The sequence below is a fragment of the Pseudoalteromonas sp. TB64 genome, from assembly GCF_000498095.1.
GTDB lineage: Bacteria > Pseudomonadota > Gammaproteobacteria > Enterobacterales > Alteromonadaceae > Pseudoalteromonas.
Genome location: NZ_AUTQ01000099.1, coordinates 104,373 through 118,575 on the forward strand (window position 1 = coordinate 104,373; position 14,203 = coordinate 118,575).

The 14,203-nt window shown below is 38.4% G+C and carries 9 protein-coding genes and 1 pseudogene (1 of these 10 running past the window's edge); 3 read left to right on the forward strand and 7 right to left on the reverse strand.

Annotation, left to right across the window (positions count from 1 at the left end):
• Positions 1–383: 383 nt before the first annotated feature.
• Positions 384–1,055: a DNA mismatch repair endonuclease MutH gene (gene mutH / locus L647_RS0107510; RefSeq protein WP_024610626.1), complete on the forward strand. Its 672-nt coding sequence runs from the start codon at positions 384–386 to the stop codon at positions 1,053–1,055.
• Between the two features lie 198 nt (positions 1,056–1,253).
• Here the strand turns inward: mutH and eno are convergent, their stop codons facing one another.
• From eno to rlmD, 5 genes are all read right to left on the reverse strand, one after another.
• On the reverse strand, positions 1,254–2,552 hold the full coding sequence (gene eno / locus L647_RS0107515) for a phosphopyruvate hydratase (RefSeq protein WP_024610627.1): 1,299 nt from the start codon (positions 2,550–2,552) through the stop codon (positions 1,254–1,256).
• 113 nt (positions 2,553–2,665) lie between these two features.
• Entirely contained in the window at positions 2,666–4,261 is a 1,596-nt protein-coding gene (locus L647_RS0107520; protein ID WP_024610628.1) for a CTP synthase, read from the reverse strand.
• A 637-nt stretch (positions 4,262–4,898) separates the two neighbouring features.
• Positions 4,899–5,693, reverse strand: a complete 795-nt coding sequence (gene mazG / locus L647_RS0107525) for a nucleoside triphosphate pyrophosphohydrolase (protein WP_024610629.1) — start codon at positions 5,691–5,693, stop codon at positions 4,899–4,901.
• A 2-nt stretch (positions 5,694–5,695) separates the two neighbouring features.
• Positions 5,696–7,852, reverse strand: a complete 2,157-nt coding sequence (relA, locus tag L647_RS0107530; RefSeq protein WP_024610630.1) for a GTP diphosphokinase — start codon at positions 7,850–7,852, stop codon at positions 5,696–5,698.
• An 8-nt stretch (positions 7,853–7,860) separates the two neighbouring features.
• Positions 7,861–9,186 (reverse strand): 23S rRNA (uracil(1939)-C(5))-methyltransferase RlmD, encoded by a 1,326-nt coding sequence (gene rlmD, locus L647_RS0107535; RefSeq protein WP_024610631.1) that lies wholly within the window; start codon positions 9,184–9,186, stop codon positions 7,861–7,863.
• Between the two features lie 124 nt (positions 9,187–9,310).
• Between rlmD and barA the strand changes: the two genes are divergently transcribed.
• Positions 9,311–12,103 (forward strand): two-component sensor histidine kinase BarA, encoded by a 2,793-nt coding sequence (gene barA, locus L647_RS0107540; RefSeq protein WP_024610632.1) that lies wholly within the window; start codon positions 9,311–9,313, stop codon positions 12,101–12,103.
• Between the two features lie 43 nt (positions 12,104–12,146).
• Here the strand turns inward: barA and L647_RS0107545 are convergent, their stop codons facing one another.
• A complete protein-coding gene (locus tag L647_RS0107545; protein ID WP_024610633.1) occupies positions 12,147–12,554 on the reverse strand; it encodes a group II truncated hemoglobin in 408 nt (135 codons plus the stop codon).
• Between the two features lie 279 nt (positions 12,555–12,833).
• On the opposite strand from L647_RS0107545, the gene L647_RS0107550 reads away from it, so the two are divergent.
• Positions 12,834–13,031 (forward strand): CsbD family protein, encoded by a 198-nt coding sequence (locus L647_RS0107550; protein WP_024610634.1) that lies wholly within the window; start codon positions 12,834–12,836, stop codon positions 13,029–13,031.
• A gap of 69 nt (positions 13,032–13,100) precedes the next feature.
• Here L647_RS0107550 and L647_RS01000000123830 read toward each other — a convergent pair.
• Positions 13,101–14,203 (reverse strand): annotated as a pseudogene (locus tag L647_RS01000000123830) (molybdopterin cofactor-binding domain-containing protein) (it continues 1,141 nt past the right edge of the window).

Consider the following 14,203-nt stretch of genomic DNA (forward strand, 5'->3'; position numbering starts at 1 on the left):
AATTTGTGCATTAAGATAACTTTAACACGTAGTTTTACTATGCTTACTCACAGCTTGTGCATAACTTTTGTAAAACACGCTCATTTTGCAAACAAATCCACAATATAAGATCTAAAAACCCATGTTCTCCACAGAATCTGTGGATAAACTTGTTTATACATATGTATTTATCAATACAACTCTAAATTAGCTTAATCAATTATGAACGCAAATTTAAAAAATAATAATGTAGTTCAGTCACTTAACTTAATTTTCTCATTTTTTGGTGTGCATAAAATTACAGCACACACACCCTGCACAAAAAACAAACAACCCTAAAGATATCCACGGCTTAGGCTATTTGCTATCATGCTCATGATATTTATACAACTTAAATTAGTGATATGAGACCGATAAAACCACATTCAATTAATGACTTAATACAGCGCGTTAATAACATTGCAGGGCTTACACTTGGTCAATTAGCCAATGAGTATAATTTTAAAACACCTGACGATTTACTACGAGAAAAAGGCTGGACGGGACAATTAATTGAATATGTTTTAGGAGCTACAGCGGGCTCAAAGCCCCTTCCCGATTTTGAAGACTTAGGAATTGAACTTAAAACACTGCCTATTTCTTATAAAGGTAAACCGCTAGAAACAACATTTGTATCGGTTACACCTCTCATGAATGTAACCGGCATGATTTGGCATAACAGCAGTGTGCGTAAAAAACTAAACCATGTTTTATGGTTACCTATTTTAAGTGAACGCGATATAGCTCCATTTGATAGGACGATAGGCAGCGGTTTTTTATGGCAACCTACTCCTGCGCAAGATGCACTGCTACAGCGTGACTGGGAGGAGCAAATGGAGTTAATTGCACTTGGTCGAATTGATGAAATATCAGGGCATTTAGGCGATGTAATGCAAATTCGCCCTAAAGCGGCCCATAGCAAAATAGTAACCGATGCTATTGGTCCTAATGGACAAATAATAAAAACCTTACCACGTGGTTTTTATTTAAAAACGAGTTTTACTGGTGATATTTTAAAACAGCAGTTTCAGCTTTAAGTGCGCAAAAAAACGAAAGCTTCAATAAATAATTATACTTTTGTGTCCCCTTTGTTTGCACTGCGTGCGCGCGTCAGCAAGTTTAACGCCTACAACTTATTCTCACCTCTTTGAATAAAAGTATCAGGCATAAAAAATCCCCGCTTGTGCGAGGATTTTATAATCTAAATTAAAAATCAGATTCTATATGAAATAGAATTACTGACCTTTAACTTCTTTAAGACCATTGTACGGTGCTTTATCACCTAATTGCTCTTCAATACGAAGCAATTGGTTATACTTAGCAACACGATCAGAACGGCTCAATGAACCCGTTTTAATTTGACCTGCAGCAGTACCAACCGCTAAATCAGCAATTGTTGAGTCTTCAGTTTCACCTGAACGATGAGAAATAACAACAGTAAAACCAGCGTCTTTAGCCATTTTAATTGCAGCTAAAGTTTCAGTTAAAGAACCGATTTGGTTAAACTTAATTAAGATTGAGTTAGCAATACCGTTGTCGATACCACGTTTTAAAATCTTAGTGTTTGTTACGAATAAATCATCACCTACTAATTGGATTTTATCACCCATTAGTTTTGTTTGGTGTGCAAAGCCATCCCAATCAGACTCATCAAGACCATCTTCGATAGAAACAATTGGGTAGCGAGTAGTAAGATCTTGTAAGAAGAAGTTGAACTCTTCAGAAGTGAATTTTTTACCTTCACCTTTAAGGTCGTAAATGTTTGCTTCTTTGTCGTAAAACTCAGATGCAGCACAATCCATCGCTAAAGTGATGTCTTTGCCTAACTCGTAACCCGCGTTTGCAACAGCAACTTTAATTGCAGCAAGTGCCGCTTCGTTAGAAGCAAGGTTAGGCGCAAAACCACCTTCATCACCAACAGCCGTTGAATGACCGTCAGCTTTAAGTACTTTAGCAAGGCTATGGAATACTTCAGCACCCATACGTAGGCCTTCGCGGAAGTTTTTAGCACCAACTGGCTGGATCATAAATTCTTGGATGTCTACAGAGTTATCTGCATGCTCGCCACCATTGATGATATTCATCATTGGAAGAGGCATTGAATAAACACCCGGTGTACCGTTTAAGTCAGCGATATGTTCGTAAAGCTCAACTTTTTTAGATTGAGCTGCTGCTTTTGCAGTCGCTAGTGATACAGCTAAGATTGCATTGGCACCTAGTTTTTCTTTATTTTCAGTACCATCTAAATCTAGCATTACTTTATCAACAGCGCTTTGTTCTAATGCGTTTTGACCAGCTAGAGCGTCTGCGATTTCGTTATTGATAAAACCAACAGCTTTTAATACGCCTTTGCCTAAATAACGTGTTTTGTCACCATCACGTAACTCTAATGCTTCGCGAGTACCTGTAGATGCACCTGAAGGTGCTGCAGCACGGCCCCATGAACCATCAGCTAAATGTACATCAGCTTCAACAGTTGGGTTACCACGCGAGTCCATAATTTCGCGACCGATTACTTTTACGATTTTTGACATCTTGTTTCCTCTATATTCCCAAAATGGTGAGTTCGACTAACTTTACTACGTTTTATATAACTTAGTCAGCCCTTAAAACAAAAAAGCCGTGCAATATGCACGGCTTTTTTAAATTATGATGACGCTTTCTGGTGGATATGAGCGGCTGCTACAAACCCTTCGAATAGCGGATGACCATCACGTGGTGTTGACGTAAATTCCGGATGGAATTGAGCGGCAATAAACCAAGGGTGATCTTTATTTTCAATAATTTCTACCAGTTTTTTATCTTCTGATAAACCAGTGAAGCTCAAACCTGCTTTTTCAAGTTGCTCTACAAAGTTATTGTTAACTTCGTAACGATGACGATGACGTTCTACAATTTCATCACTACCGTACATTTCATGCACTTTAGAACCCGGTGTTAAATGACATTTTTGTGCACCTAAACGCATTGTGCCACCTAAATCAGATTTTTCGCTGCGTGTTTCAACATTACCTTCAGCATCAAGCCATTCAGTAATTAAACCAACAACGGGAGCCGCAGATTTTGCATTAAACTCTGTTGAGTTAGCATCAGTAAGACCGGCAACATTTCGTGCATATTCAATAAGCGCTACTTGCATACCTAAACAAATACCTAAATAAGGCACCTTGTTTTCACGCGCATATTTAGCCGCTAATATCTTACCTTCAACACCACGACCACCAAAGCCGCCTGGCACTAAAATAGCGTCTAAATTAGATAACAGCTCAACACCTTTGCTTTCAAGATCTTGTGAATCTACGTATTGAATATTTATTGTTAAACGATTTTTAAGACCCGCATGCTTTAAGGCTTCGTTAACCGATTTGTACGCATCTGGTAATTCAGTGTATTTACCAACCATACCAATAGTCACTTCACCCGTTGGGTTAGACTCTTGATAAAGTACTTGTTCCCACTCAGCTAAATCAGCTTCAGGTGGATCTAAGTGAAAACGACGACATACGAAGTTATCTAATTCTTGCGTTTTTAATAGCGCTGGAATTTTATAAATACTGTCTACGTCAGGTAATGAAATAACCGCTTTTTCTTCTACGTTTGTAAATAATGAGATTTTTGCACGCTCATTATTTGGTAGTTTACGGTCTGAACGACAAATAAGAATATCTGGTTGAATACCTACTGAGCGTAACTCTTTAACAGAGTGCTGAGTTGGTTTCGTTTTAACTTCACCTGCAGGGCCTAAAAATGGCACTAGCGTTAAGTGAATAAATAGCGCGCGTTCGCGGCCAATTTCAGTTCCCATCTGACGGATTGCTTCAATAAACGGTTGTGATTCTATATCACCTACTGTGCCGCCAATTTCTACAATAGCAATATCATAACCTTCAGCACCGTCATATACACGTTGCTTAATATCGTTAGTGATATGTGGAATAACCTGAATAGTTGCGCCTAGGTATTCACCACGGCGCTCACGACGTAATACGTCTTCGTATACACGGCCTTGTGTGAAGTTATTACGACTAGTCATTTTGGTACGAATAAAACGCTCGTAGTGACCTAAATCAAGGTCAGTTTCTGCGCCGTCTTCTGTAACGTATACTTCACCGTGTTGAATTGGGCTCATTGTGCCTGGGTCAACGTTGATGTAAGGATCCAGCTTTAAAATGGTAACATTTAAACCACGGGCTTCTAAAATAGCGGCCAGNCCGCCAGTAACGAAGATAAATTTTGTACTCATGCGAACCCTAGAATATCAGGAATTAAAAGGAATATAACACCCAAAGAAGAGCCTTAGGGTATATCATCAAGACGGGGCGAAATTGTACCAAAACACGGCTAATCAATCCAGCTAAAATTAGTAAATACACGCACAAAAAACACACACTATTTAAGTGCTTGTTTATCTATAATGATTGACTTTACAGCAGTAAGTTTGGTTTTTTATAAAAAATAGAATTTGTACAATAAGCTACTCTCTATAAATGGGCGATTACAGTATATAAATTGACTAAGGCGTGTTGATCTTTGGTGGTTTAATTTTCAACAGCTTATTTGGTATTTAAGCAAGGCAGAACCTGTGATGTGTGGTTTTCCCTATAAATAGACGATAACGCAGCATAAAGGCAAGGCATACACTGCCCTTTAAGTTCTTTTTAGGGCTACTAACTCTTTGTTACCTAAATGTATATAGGTAAGAGGCGTGAGCAGAACGCGGGAGCTTTACTCTATTTTTACTTATTCTCACATGGATGTAAGTTACAAGAGTAACGCAGGAGCAGTTACCGAGCCCACTAGGTTATAAAACTCACGCCGCGATTTAATCGCCTCTAGATTGAATAAGTTTCAATCCACAAAGTTCAACACGCCCTAAATAATTAGCCCGCTTTTTTTATCGCATCCCATGCGCTGTCCATTTCCTCAAAAGTCGCTGTATCAAGACTTTTACCTTGTGCATTTAAGTAAGCTTGAACTTTTTCAAATCGGGCTGAAAACTTATTATTAGCGTTGCGCATTAATTGTTCAGGATCGCGTTTTACGTGGCGTGCAACATTAACTGTAGCAAAAAGTAGGTCGCCTATTTCCTCTGCCGTGTGATCTGAAAATGGGTCATGCTCGAGCGCTTCTTTTACTTCAAGCACTTCCTCACTCACTTTATCAAGTGCTCCATGATAGGTAGGCCAGTCAAAACCAAGTGAGGCAACACGTTGCTGAATTTTTTTAGCTTTGCTCAAGCTTGGCATATTTATAGGTATATCTTGCCAAAGCGAGGCTGTACTTTTATCTACTTTTTCGCTGCGTTCCTGTGCTTTAATTGATTGCCACTGGTACGATAACTGCTCATCTGTTAGCTCTTTTTTATCGCCAAAAACATGAGGATGACGGCGCGTAAGTTTATCGTTAAGCTGCTCTACTACACCATTAAAATCAAATAAGTTTTGCTCTTGAGCTAGTTGCGCATAAAAAATTATTTGAAATAATAAATCACCTAGTTCGTTTTTAAGTTCACCCAAGTTGCCTGATTCAATACAATCGGCAACTTCGTAAGCTTCCTCTAATGTATGTGGCACTATAGATTTAAAATCTTGCTTGAGATCCCATGGGCAGCCGTCTTTAGGATCTCGTAGTGTTTTCATTATATTAAGTAGCTTTGTAAGCGCTGTATTATTCATATTTAATGTCCACGCTTGGCATCGTGCACGCCTTCAATTTGGTGTAACTTTGAAAGCACACGATTGGTACCAGACAAATCATGCACTTCTATTTGCATGGTAAATACTGCTAACTGATTATCTCCTACCGTGTTTACATTCATATTAAGTACGTTCACTTTTTCGTTAGCTAACACTGAACTTATGTCGCGTATTAAACCCGACCTGTCGCTCGCTTCAATTTTAATACTTAGTGCATAGGAGCCATTAATATCATCAGACCAACTTACCGAAATTACGCGCTCTGGGTGCTGAGTTTTTAAATTGTTAAACGAGTCACAATCTTCTCGGTGAACACCAATACCACGCCCTTGAGTTATATAACCAATAATTTCATCACCCGGCACTGGGCGGCAACATTTAGCTACATGGCTCATTAAGCTACCAACGCCATCAACCACTATGCCATTTTTATCACCCGTTACTTTGCTAGGTGCTTTAATACGAATAACCGGCTCATCTTCTGTCCTATCACTTACAAAGTTAAGCATTTGATTTAGACGTACATCGCCTGCACCAATCGCAACCATTAAGTCATCAAGTTCTTTAAAATTAAAACGCTTAATGGCGGGCTCTAAATCTTTGTAAGTTAAATTGAGCTTTTGAAGTTCACTGTCGAGAATATCTTTACCCGCACTTAAGTTTTTATCGCGGTCGAGCTGTTTAAACCAGTGATGAATTTTAGCTCTAGCACGAGATGACTTAATATACCCTAATGACGGGTTTAACCAATCACGACTTGGATTTGGTTGTTTTTGGGTCAGTATTTCTACCTGATCGCCTGTTGTAAGTTGATGCGTAAACGGTACTATTTTACCAAATATTTTTGCACCAATACACCGGTGCCCAACGTTTGAGTGAATATAGTAAGCAAAATCGAGTGGTGTAGCGCCAAGTGGTAAATCAATAATGTCGCCGCTTGGAGTAAATATGTATACGCGGTCTTCGACCACTTGGTTTTTAAGCTCTTCAGCTAAATCGCCGCCATCGACTACTTCTTCTTGCCATTGTAATAATTTACGTAGCCAGCTGATTTTTTGCTCATAACCTGAGCCGCGCCCTGGCAGTGCACCTTCTTTATATATCCAATGCGCAGCAACACCAAGCTCTGCGTCTTGATGCATATCGCTGGTGCGAATTTGAATCTCTACCGTTTTACCTTCAGGTCCAAATACTACGGTATGAATAGACTGATAGCCGTTTTGTTTTGGCGTCGCTACATAATCGTCAAATTCTTTATTAAGGTGGCGCCAATTTGTGTGTACGATTCCCAGCGCGCCATAACAATCTTGTAAGCGCTCAACTACAACTCGCATTGCACGAATATCGAAAAGCTGATCGAATTCGTAATTTTTTTGCGCCATTTTTTTGTAAATACTGTAAATATGCTTAGGACGCCCATACACTTGCGCCTCAATACCTGCCTCTTTCAAGCGGTTTTTAACCTGTTCAACCATATCTTCCATATAGGCTTCTCGGGCTAAGCGCTTATCGTCAAGTTGCTTGGCTATACTTTTATATATATCAGGGTGAAGGTATCTAAACGATAAGTCTTCAAGCTCCCACTTTAATTGCCCTATACCTAATCGGTTGGCTAATGGTGCAAAAATGTCGGCCGTTTCTTTTGCTGCAATTACACGTTCTTCTTCGTTGGCATCTTTTACATTGCGTAAGTGGCAAACCTGCTCAGCTAATTTAATAACTACGGCGCGCACATCTTCCACCATCGTTAATAGCATTTTTCGAATATTATCGACCTGTACATTGCCTTTACCCTGATGCGATAAAGTACTAATTGTAGCCATTTGTGCTACACCCGTTAGAAGCATTGCTACGTTATTACCTAGCTGCTCTTCAACGGTTTCAAGCGACACTAAGTCACTTAAAAAATAAGGTGTTAAATACGCAGTAGCTAGCGATTCAGCATCAAGGTTTAATTCAACTAAAATCTCGACCATTTCAATGGCCATATTTTGTCGACTTTCGTTATCGCAATTAACACATAGTGCTTGCGCTTGATTTAATAACTCAGACCTTTCGGTAGAAAGGTCGAGTGATTTAAGACGAGAGGCAAAATCACCTGTTTCATCTTGTTGATGCGATTGACGTGTAGCTACCATAATGCGCTCTACCTCCGTTGAAATAACGCCATTGTTTCGATATGTCCTGTATGAGGAAACATATTCATTAGCCCTATTTTATTAAGTTCAAAGCCTGCTTGCGAAATAATAGCGCTGTCACGGGCTAAGGTAACAGGGTCGCAAGAAACATATAAAATTGTTTTAAACTGCTTTAAAGGTAATTGCTCTAATACAGCCATTGCACCGGTGCGAGATGGATCAAGTACGAGTACATTTAAATTATCAGTAAACCATTGTGCTTTTTCAATTTTTTGCGTTAAATCAAAACAATGAAATTGCGTATTATCAATAGAGTTAGTTTGCGCATTTTGAGTAGCCATTGCAACCGCAGAAACGACTCCTTCAACACCAATTACCGTTTTCGCTTGTTTTGCCAGCACTAGTGAAAAATTACCAATACCACAAAATAAATCTAATATATTTTCATCACCATTTAAATTAAGCCAATTTGCGGCTTGCTTGAGCATAGCCTGATTAACCTGCGCATTTACCTGAATAAAGTTACCTAAACCAAATTCAAACTTAAGGTCAAACTCATCCAGGTAATAAAATGGCATTGCTGTATGTGAGTGATCAATTACATCAGTTTCACTTTGCCACACAATATTATATTTATAATTTGCAGTTGTTTGCTCAACTAACCCTTTAATTTCATCTGGTATTGCTTTTGTATGGCGAATAACAACAAAATTTTGCTCATCACTTTGACACAATTGTAGATGGCTTATACTGTGCAACGCTTTATGCTGATTAATTATTTTATCAAATAGTGTAAATACATCTACAAACGCTTCACTTAATATGGCGCACTTATTAATACTTACAATATTTTTTGAACCACTTGCTCTGTAACCTACCCTCATTTTTTTAGCTGCTTTATCAAACATCACCGCTATACGAGCGCTGCGTCTGTAATGCGTAGGCTTGCTTAATAATGGCTCTTGCCAATTTAAATTATTTTGTTTAGCAAACTTTTCAAACAACTGATTTACTGCCGCTTGTTTTTCAACAACTTGTTGGCGTGCATCTAAGTGTTGTAATTGACAACCGCCACAGTGATTATAATGCTCACAAAAAGGAGTTACGCGTGACTCACTTGCTTTAATAACCTTTTGAGTAACCGCACTACTATAGCGCGCTTTATCATCAACAATAGTTGCTTTAACTTGTTCGTTAGGTAAAGCACCACTAACAAAACACACTTTATTATTATGTTTAGCTATACCACGACCTTGATGATCCATTGCTGTTATATCGAGCACTACGGATTGCTTTTGTAGTGGCTTTTTTTTGGCTTTAAAAATTTGTGCCATTAGGTGTTACCTTAAATGCTTATTGGTTAAAACAATTAATCTGCTGCTATCGTAGATGCTTTGAGAATAGGTGTTGAACCGTATATACTCAAAGCATACTAATAATGATAAAAATGCTTCCATTATGACCAAATTAGGCTTACGCGATTCTGTTTTAACACTGACCCTGATCCCGACGGTGATCATTGGATTACTACTTGGTGGTTATTTTACAATAAATCGTTACATTGAGCTTGATGAAATTTTATATCAGCAAGGCGCAACTATTTCAGAGCCTCTTGCAATTGCGCTCGAGCAGCCCTTAATAGAAAAAAACATACAATTACTTAGCCGTTTAATTAGCTACACGCATAACAAACACTCTCCAGCTATAAAGTCGGTTGCAATTTTTGATAATGACAACAAGCTACTAATGACCAGCAATTATCATCGCTCTTTTGATAAACTAATTAATCAAAAATCGCTGCAAAACTTAAATACGACTCAAATACAAGTCTCAGACGAGTTGATTACCTTTTTCAGTCCAATCATTAATCACTCTACTCACGATTCAAAATGGGACCCATCTGCATTTCAATCTCCTTTGGGCACCGTCATCTTACAGTTAAATAAAGATCAAGCTGTAATAGGTCAACAGCGTGCACTGCTAATTAGCGGAATTGTAATTATTATCTCGTTAGTTTTTGCTGCTATTTTAGCATTAAGATTAAGCCGCATGTTTATGACGCCGTTAAATAAGTTAGTGCTCGCAACCGACAAACTCGTAGAAGGTAAAAGAAGTACGGGCTTAAACGATAGTATGATTGGTGAGTTTGAACTGCTTCGTGAAGGCTTAAATACAATTGCTCAAACTATGGTGATGCAAAAAGATGAAATGCAAAAAAACATCGATCAAGCAACCAGCGATTACCGCGAAACACTAGAGCAATACGAAACTCAAAATATTGAACTCACTATGGCTAAAAAAGAGGCGCAAGATGCTAACCGCGTTAAGTCAGACTTTTTAGCAAAAATGAGTCACGAATTACGTACACCTTTAAATGGTGTAATGGGCTTTACTCGTCAGCTTTATAAAACGCCTCTTAATAAACATCAAAAAGATTATCTTGATACTATTATGCTCTCAGCAAATAGCTTAATGACTATTATTAGTGATATTTTAGACTTCTCTAAACTTGAAGCTGGTGCAATGGAACTTGAATCAATTCAGTTCCAATTACGCGATGCAATTAACGAAGTAATGACTTTACTTGCGCCTAGTGCGCACGATAAACAACTTGAACTGTCTATTTATATCAATCCACAAGTACCTGATAATTTAACTGGCGATCCAACTCGCTTTAAACAAGTACTTATAAATTTATTAAGTAATGCGATTAAATTCACTGAAAAAGGCTCAATAAAGGTCGATATAAGCTATCGATTACTTGACGAGGAACGTGCATCTGTACTGGTAGCTGTTACCGATACTGGTGTGGGTATTCCTATGGATAAGCAAGACTCTTTATTTACCCCTTTTGGTCAGGCTGACTCAAGTATTACACGTAAATTTGGTGGAACTGGCTTGGGGCTAATTATTACTAAACACATTGTTGAAGCAATGAGCGGGCGCATAACATTAAACTCAGCGCCAGGTAACGGAACCTGCTTTACCTTTAATAGTATATTTAGATTACCCAATCATGTATTTACAGATGATTTACCAAGCAAATCACTTGTTGGTAAACGTATTTTATATTTAGAGCCACATGAGCATACTCATCATGCTGTTTTGTCATTATTAACGCAGTGGCAAACTAATGTTACAGCTTGCTTTAACGAAACCAGCTTTTTAGATGCTATAAAAAATAAAGACTTTAAATACGATATTTGTCTAATTGGTCATATGGCTTCTGTTGATGATATGCAACGCCTAAAAAGCTATGTAAAAGCGGTACGCGAATCCACCGATTACTTATACTTAATGCTTAATACGGTATCGCATAATATGCGTGAAGCCTTTATTGGTAGCGGTGCAGATGCATGTTTAAGTAAACCGCTTAATCATCGTAAGCTGTGTGAGGTGCTTGCAGCTCCTTATCGACTAGATCATCCGGTACATAATATTGAACAAAATGAGCAACAATTACTTCCTCTTAAAGTGCTTATTGCTGATGATAACGATGCAAATTTAAAGCTAATTAATACATTGCTTGCCGAACAAATTGAAGTGATCGACACAGCTTATAACGGTTCACAAGCTTACAGTTTAAGTAAAAGCCATAAATACGATATCATTTTTATGGATATACAAATGCCAATTATGGATGGCATTACTGCATGTAAGCTTATACAAGAATCATCTCTAAACGAAGATACTCCTATTATTGCTGTAACAGCGCATGCACTGCATAGCGAAAAAGAACAACTTCTTAAAGATGGTTTCAAAGGCTACTTAACTAAGCCAATTGATGAGGATATGCTAAGACAAATTATTAGTGACCATAGCCCACAAACACCTATTAATCGCGACAAAACAAAAAATGATATACCGCAAAGCCCTGCCCCATTTGAAAGCAACCGAATCGATTGGGCACTTGCTTTACAACGAGCTGGTGGTAAAAGTGAACTCGCATCAGAAATGCTTAATATGCTGCTATTGAGTGTGCCAGAAACGCTCAACCTACTGGTTAAAGCAATTGAGGAAAAAGACTGCCAACAAGTACTGACTATCGTTCATAAATTTCACGGAGCATGTTGTTATACAGGTGTACCAAAGCTTAAATTATTAGCTGAGACTATCGAAACTTCACTTAAAAACAAATGCGTACTTGAAAATATTGAGCCTGAACTTTTTGAGTTACAAGATGAACTTGAAAACTTGCTTATAGATGCAAAGTTAAACGATAAAAACAAAAAAGACGCGTCAAATACGTAATGCGCGCAACTCTAAAAATACATCCGCCCTATTTAGAGTACAACTATAAGGTCATTCTAATTCGATCTGCAGGCACTCGTAATTGCTGCATTAAGTAAATTTTAAATGGTGCTTCGTAAGGTTGCTCATCAACCGCTTTTTGCATACACAAAAGCCATGCATCACTTTGCTCAATTCCTACATGTAAATGTTTATGCGCTTGAGGTATGTTAATACTGCCAAAATGTTCAGCGTATAATTTAGGACCACCTAACCAGCCCGACAAAAAGTAAGCAAGCTTTTTACGCGATGCCGATAAGTCTTTTAAATGCATACTCCTTATATGTTCAGCTTCTTTTAAAGCGTCCATATTATCGTAAAACGCATTCACCAATTGTGTAATACCTGCTAACTCACCTGCCATTTTGTATGAGCAGTCACCTACCCCATATTCACACGTTTTAGTATTCATAACTCACTCAGGTTAACTACTTTATTTAATAACTGCATATTAGCTTAAAACAAAAGTTTAAGAATGAGTTACATCAAAGCGGCGTAACTTAGGTAAGCAATAATTACAGGCTGCTATGTATATTTTTTAATAAAAACGCAGTATTAAAAACAAATAAACTCAACTTAAAAGTATAACCAGCTGATAATAAAAGCAATAAATTAATTATTATTCTTTGGTACAAGGCTTGCTACTCTATAACTGACAGTTAATTCACTAACCTAAAGTAAGGATAAACTTATGAACAGCGATCGTATCGAAGGTAATTGGAAAGAACTTAAAGGTAAGGCTCAACAAAAATGGGGCGATCTTACCAACGATGATTTAGATAAAATTGAAGGTAGCCGTAAAGAGCTTGTTGGTAAAATTCAACAGCAATACGGTAAATCTAAAGAAGAAGCAGAGCGTGAAGTTGATGAGTTTGAAAAAGGTCGTTAAACCGCGTTAACCGCTTTTAAAAAAACCGCCATTTTGGCGGTTTTTTTGTTTAAGCTGTAGGTTATTTAGCTACGCTTTTAATTGGTTACCAATCGGTAACTGCCTAATACGCTTTCCGCACGCTGCAAAAATAGCATTACATAATGCTGGCGCATAAACTGGTGTAGACGGCTCGCCTACCCCTGCTGGTGGTGCATCACTTTGTACAATTTCAACGTCAATCTCAAGAGGTACGTCGCTCATACGCGGTACGCGATAATCATGAAAATTACTTTGCTGTACGCGGCCTTTATCAAAGGTAATACCATCGCTGATTGCAGTTGTAATCCCATAAATAGAGCCACCTTGGGTTTGATTTTTAACGGTGTCGGTATTTACAACCGTACCCGCATCAATGGCAACCCACGATTTAATTACTTTTAAATCGCCAGCATCCGACACTTCTACTTCAACTACCGTAGCTACGTAAGTTAAAAAGCTTCTATGTGCTGCTATGCCTAAACCTCGACCTTTAGGAAGTTCTCGACCCCATTTACTCATGTCAGCTACTTTTTCAATAACATGGCGCAGTCTGCCAATATCTAAAGGATAAACCGCTTTATCGCCACCATAATTATCGTATGTGGCATTTTGCTCAGTTACATCAACAATACGACTCGGACCTATAGTGTCTAGTAAATAGTCTTTTTGGTCGCGACCGGCTTTGTGCGCTGCTTCGCCAATAAATGACTGAATAGCAAAGGCATGAAAAATATTTGATACAGAACGCATCCAACCAATTCGTGCTTTGGCAGGCGCATCACCGTTTTCTAACTTCATGTTAGGTGTGTTAATAGGGTTATCGGTAAATCCTAAGCGCAGTTCAAAGCTTCCTGGCGTAGTCGCCCCTTCTGAAAAGGTAGAGGTAATTGGTGAAAACGCGGTGCGGTGTAAATACGATTCTATTGCGCCATTTTTATCTAGCGATGCTTCAATGTGCTGAGCCGAAACTGCATGGTAAAAACCATGTTGTATGTCGTCTTCACGCGTCCATTGCACACGAATAGGCTTGCCTACTTTCATTGAAAGGTAAGCTGCTTCTGCTGAAAAGTCAGGTTTTGATTTACGCCCAAAACCGCCTCCTAACATGGTAACGTTAACGTTAATTTTTCTCTCATCCATGCCAAGCATTG

Coding starts and splice junctions, on each gene's coding strand:
- mutH (WP_024610626.1), top strand. CDS start 384: ATGAGACCGATAAAACCACATTCAATTAATGACTTAATACAGCGCGTT.
- eno (WP_024610627.1), bottom strand. CDS start 2,552: ATGTCAAAAATCGTAAAAGTAATCGGTCGCGAAATTATGGACTCGCGT.
- mazG (WP_024610629.1), bottom strand. CDS start 5,693: ATGAATAATACAGCGCTTACAAAGCTACTTAATATAATGAAAACACTA.
- relA (WP_024610630.1), bottom strand. CDS start 7,852: ATGGTAGCTACACGTCAATCGCATCAACAAGATGAAACAGGTGATTTT.
- rlmD (WP_024610631.1), bottom strand. CDS start 9,186: ATGGCACAAATTTTTAAAGCCAAAAAAAAGCCACTACAAAAGCAATCC.
- barA (WP_024610632.1), top strand. CDS start 9,311: ATGACCAAATTAGGCTTACGCGATTCTGTTTTAACACTGACCCTGATC.
- L647_RS0107545 (WP_024610633.1), bottom strand. CDS start 12,554: ATGAATACTAAAACGTGTGAATATGGGGTAGGTGACTGCTCATACAAA.
- L647_RS0107550 (WP_024610634.1), top strand. CDS start 12,834: ATGAACAGCGATCGTATCGAAGGTAATTGGAAAGAACTTAAAGGTAAG.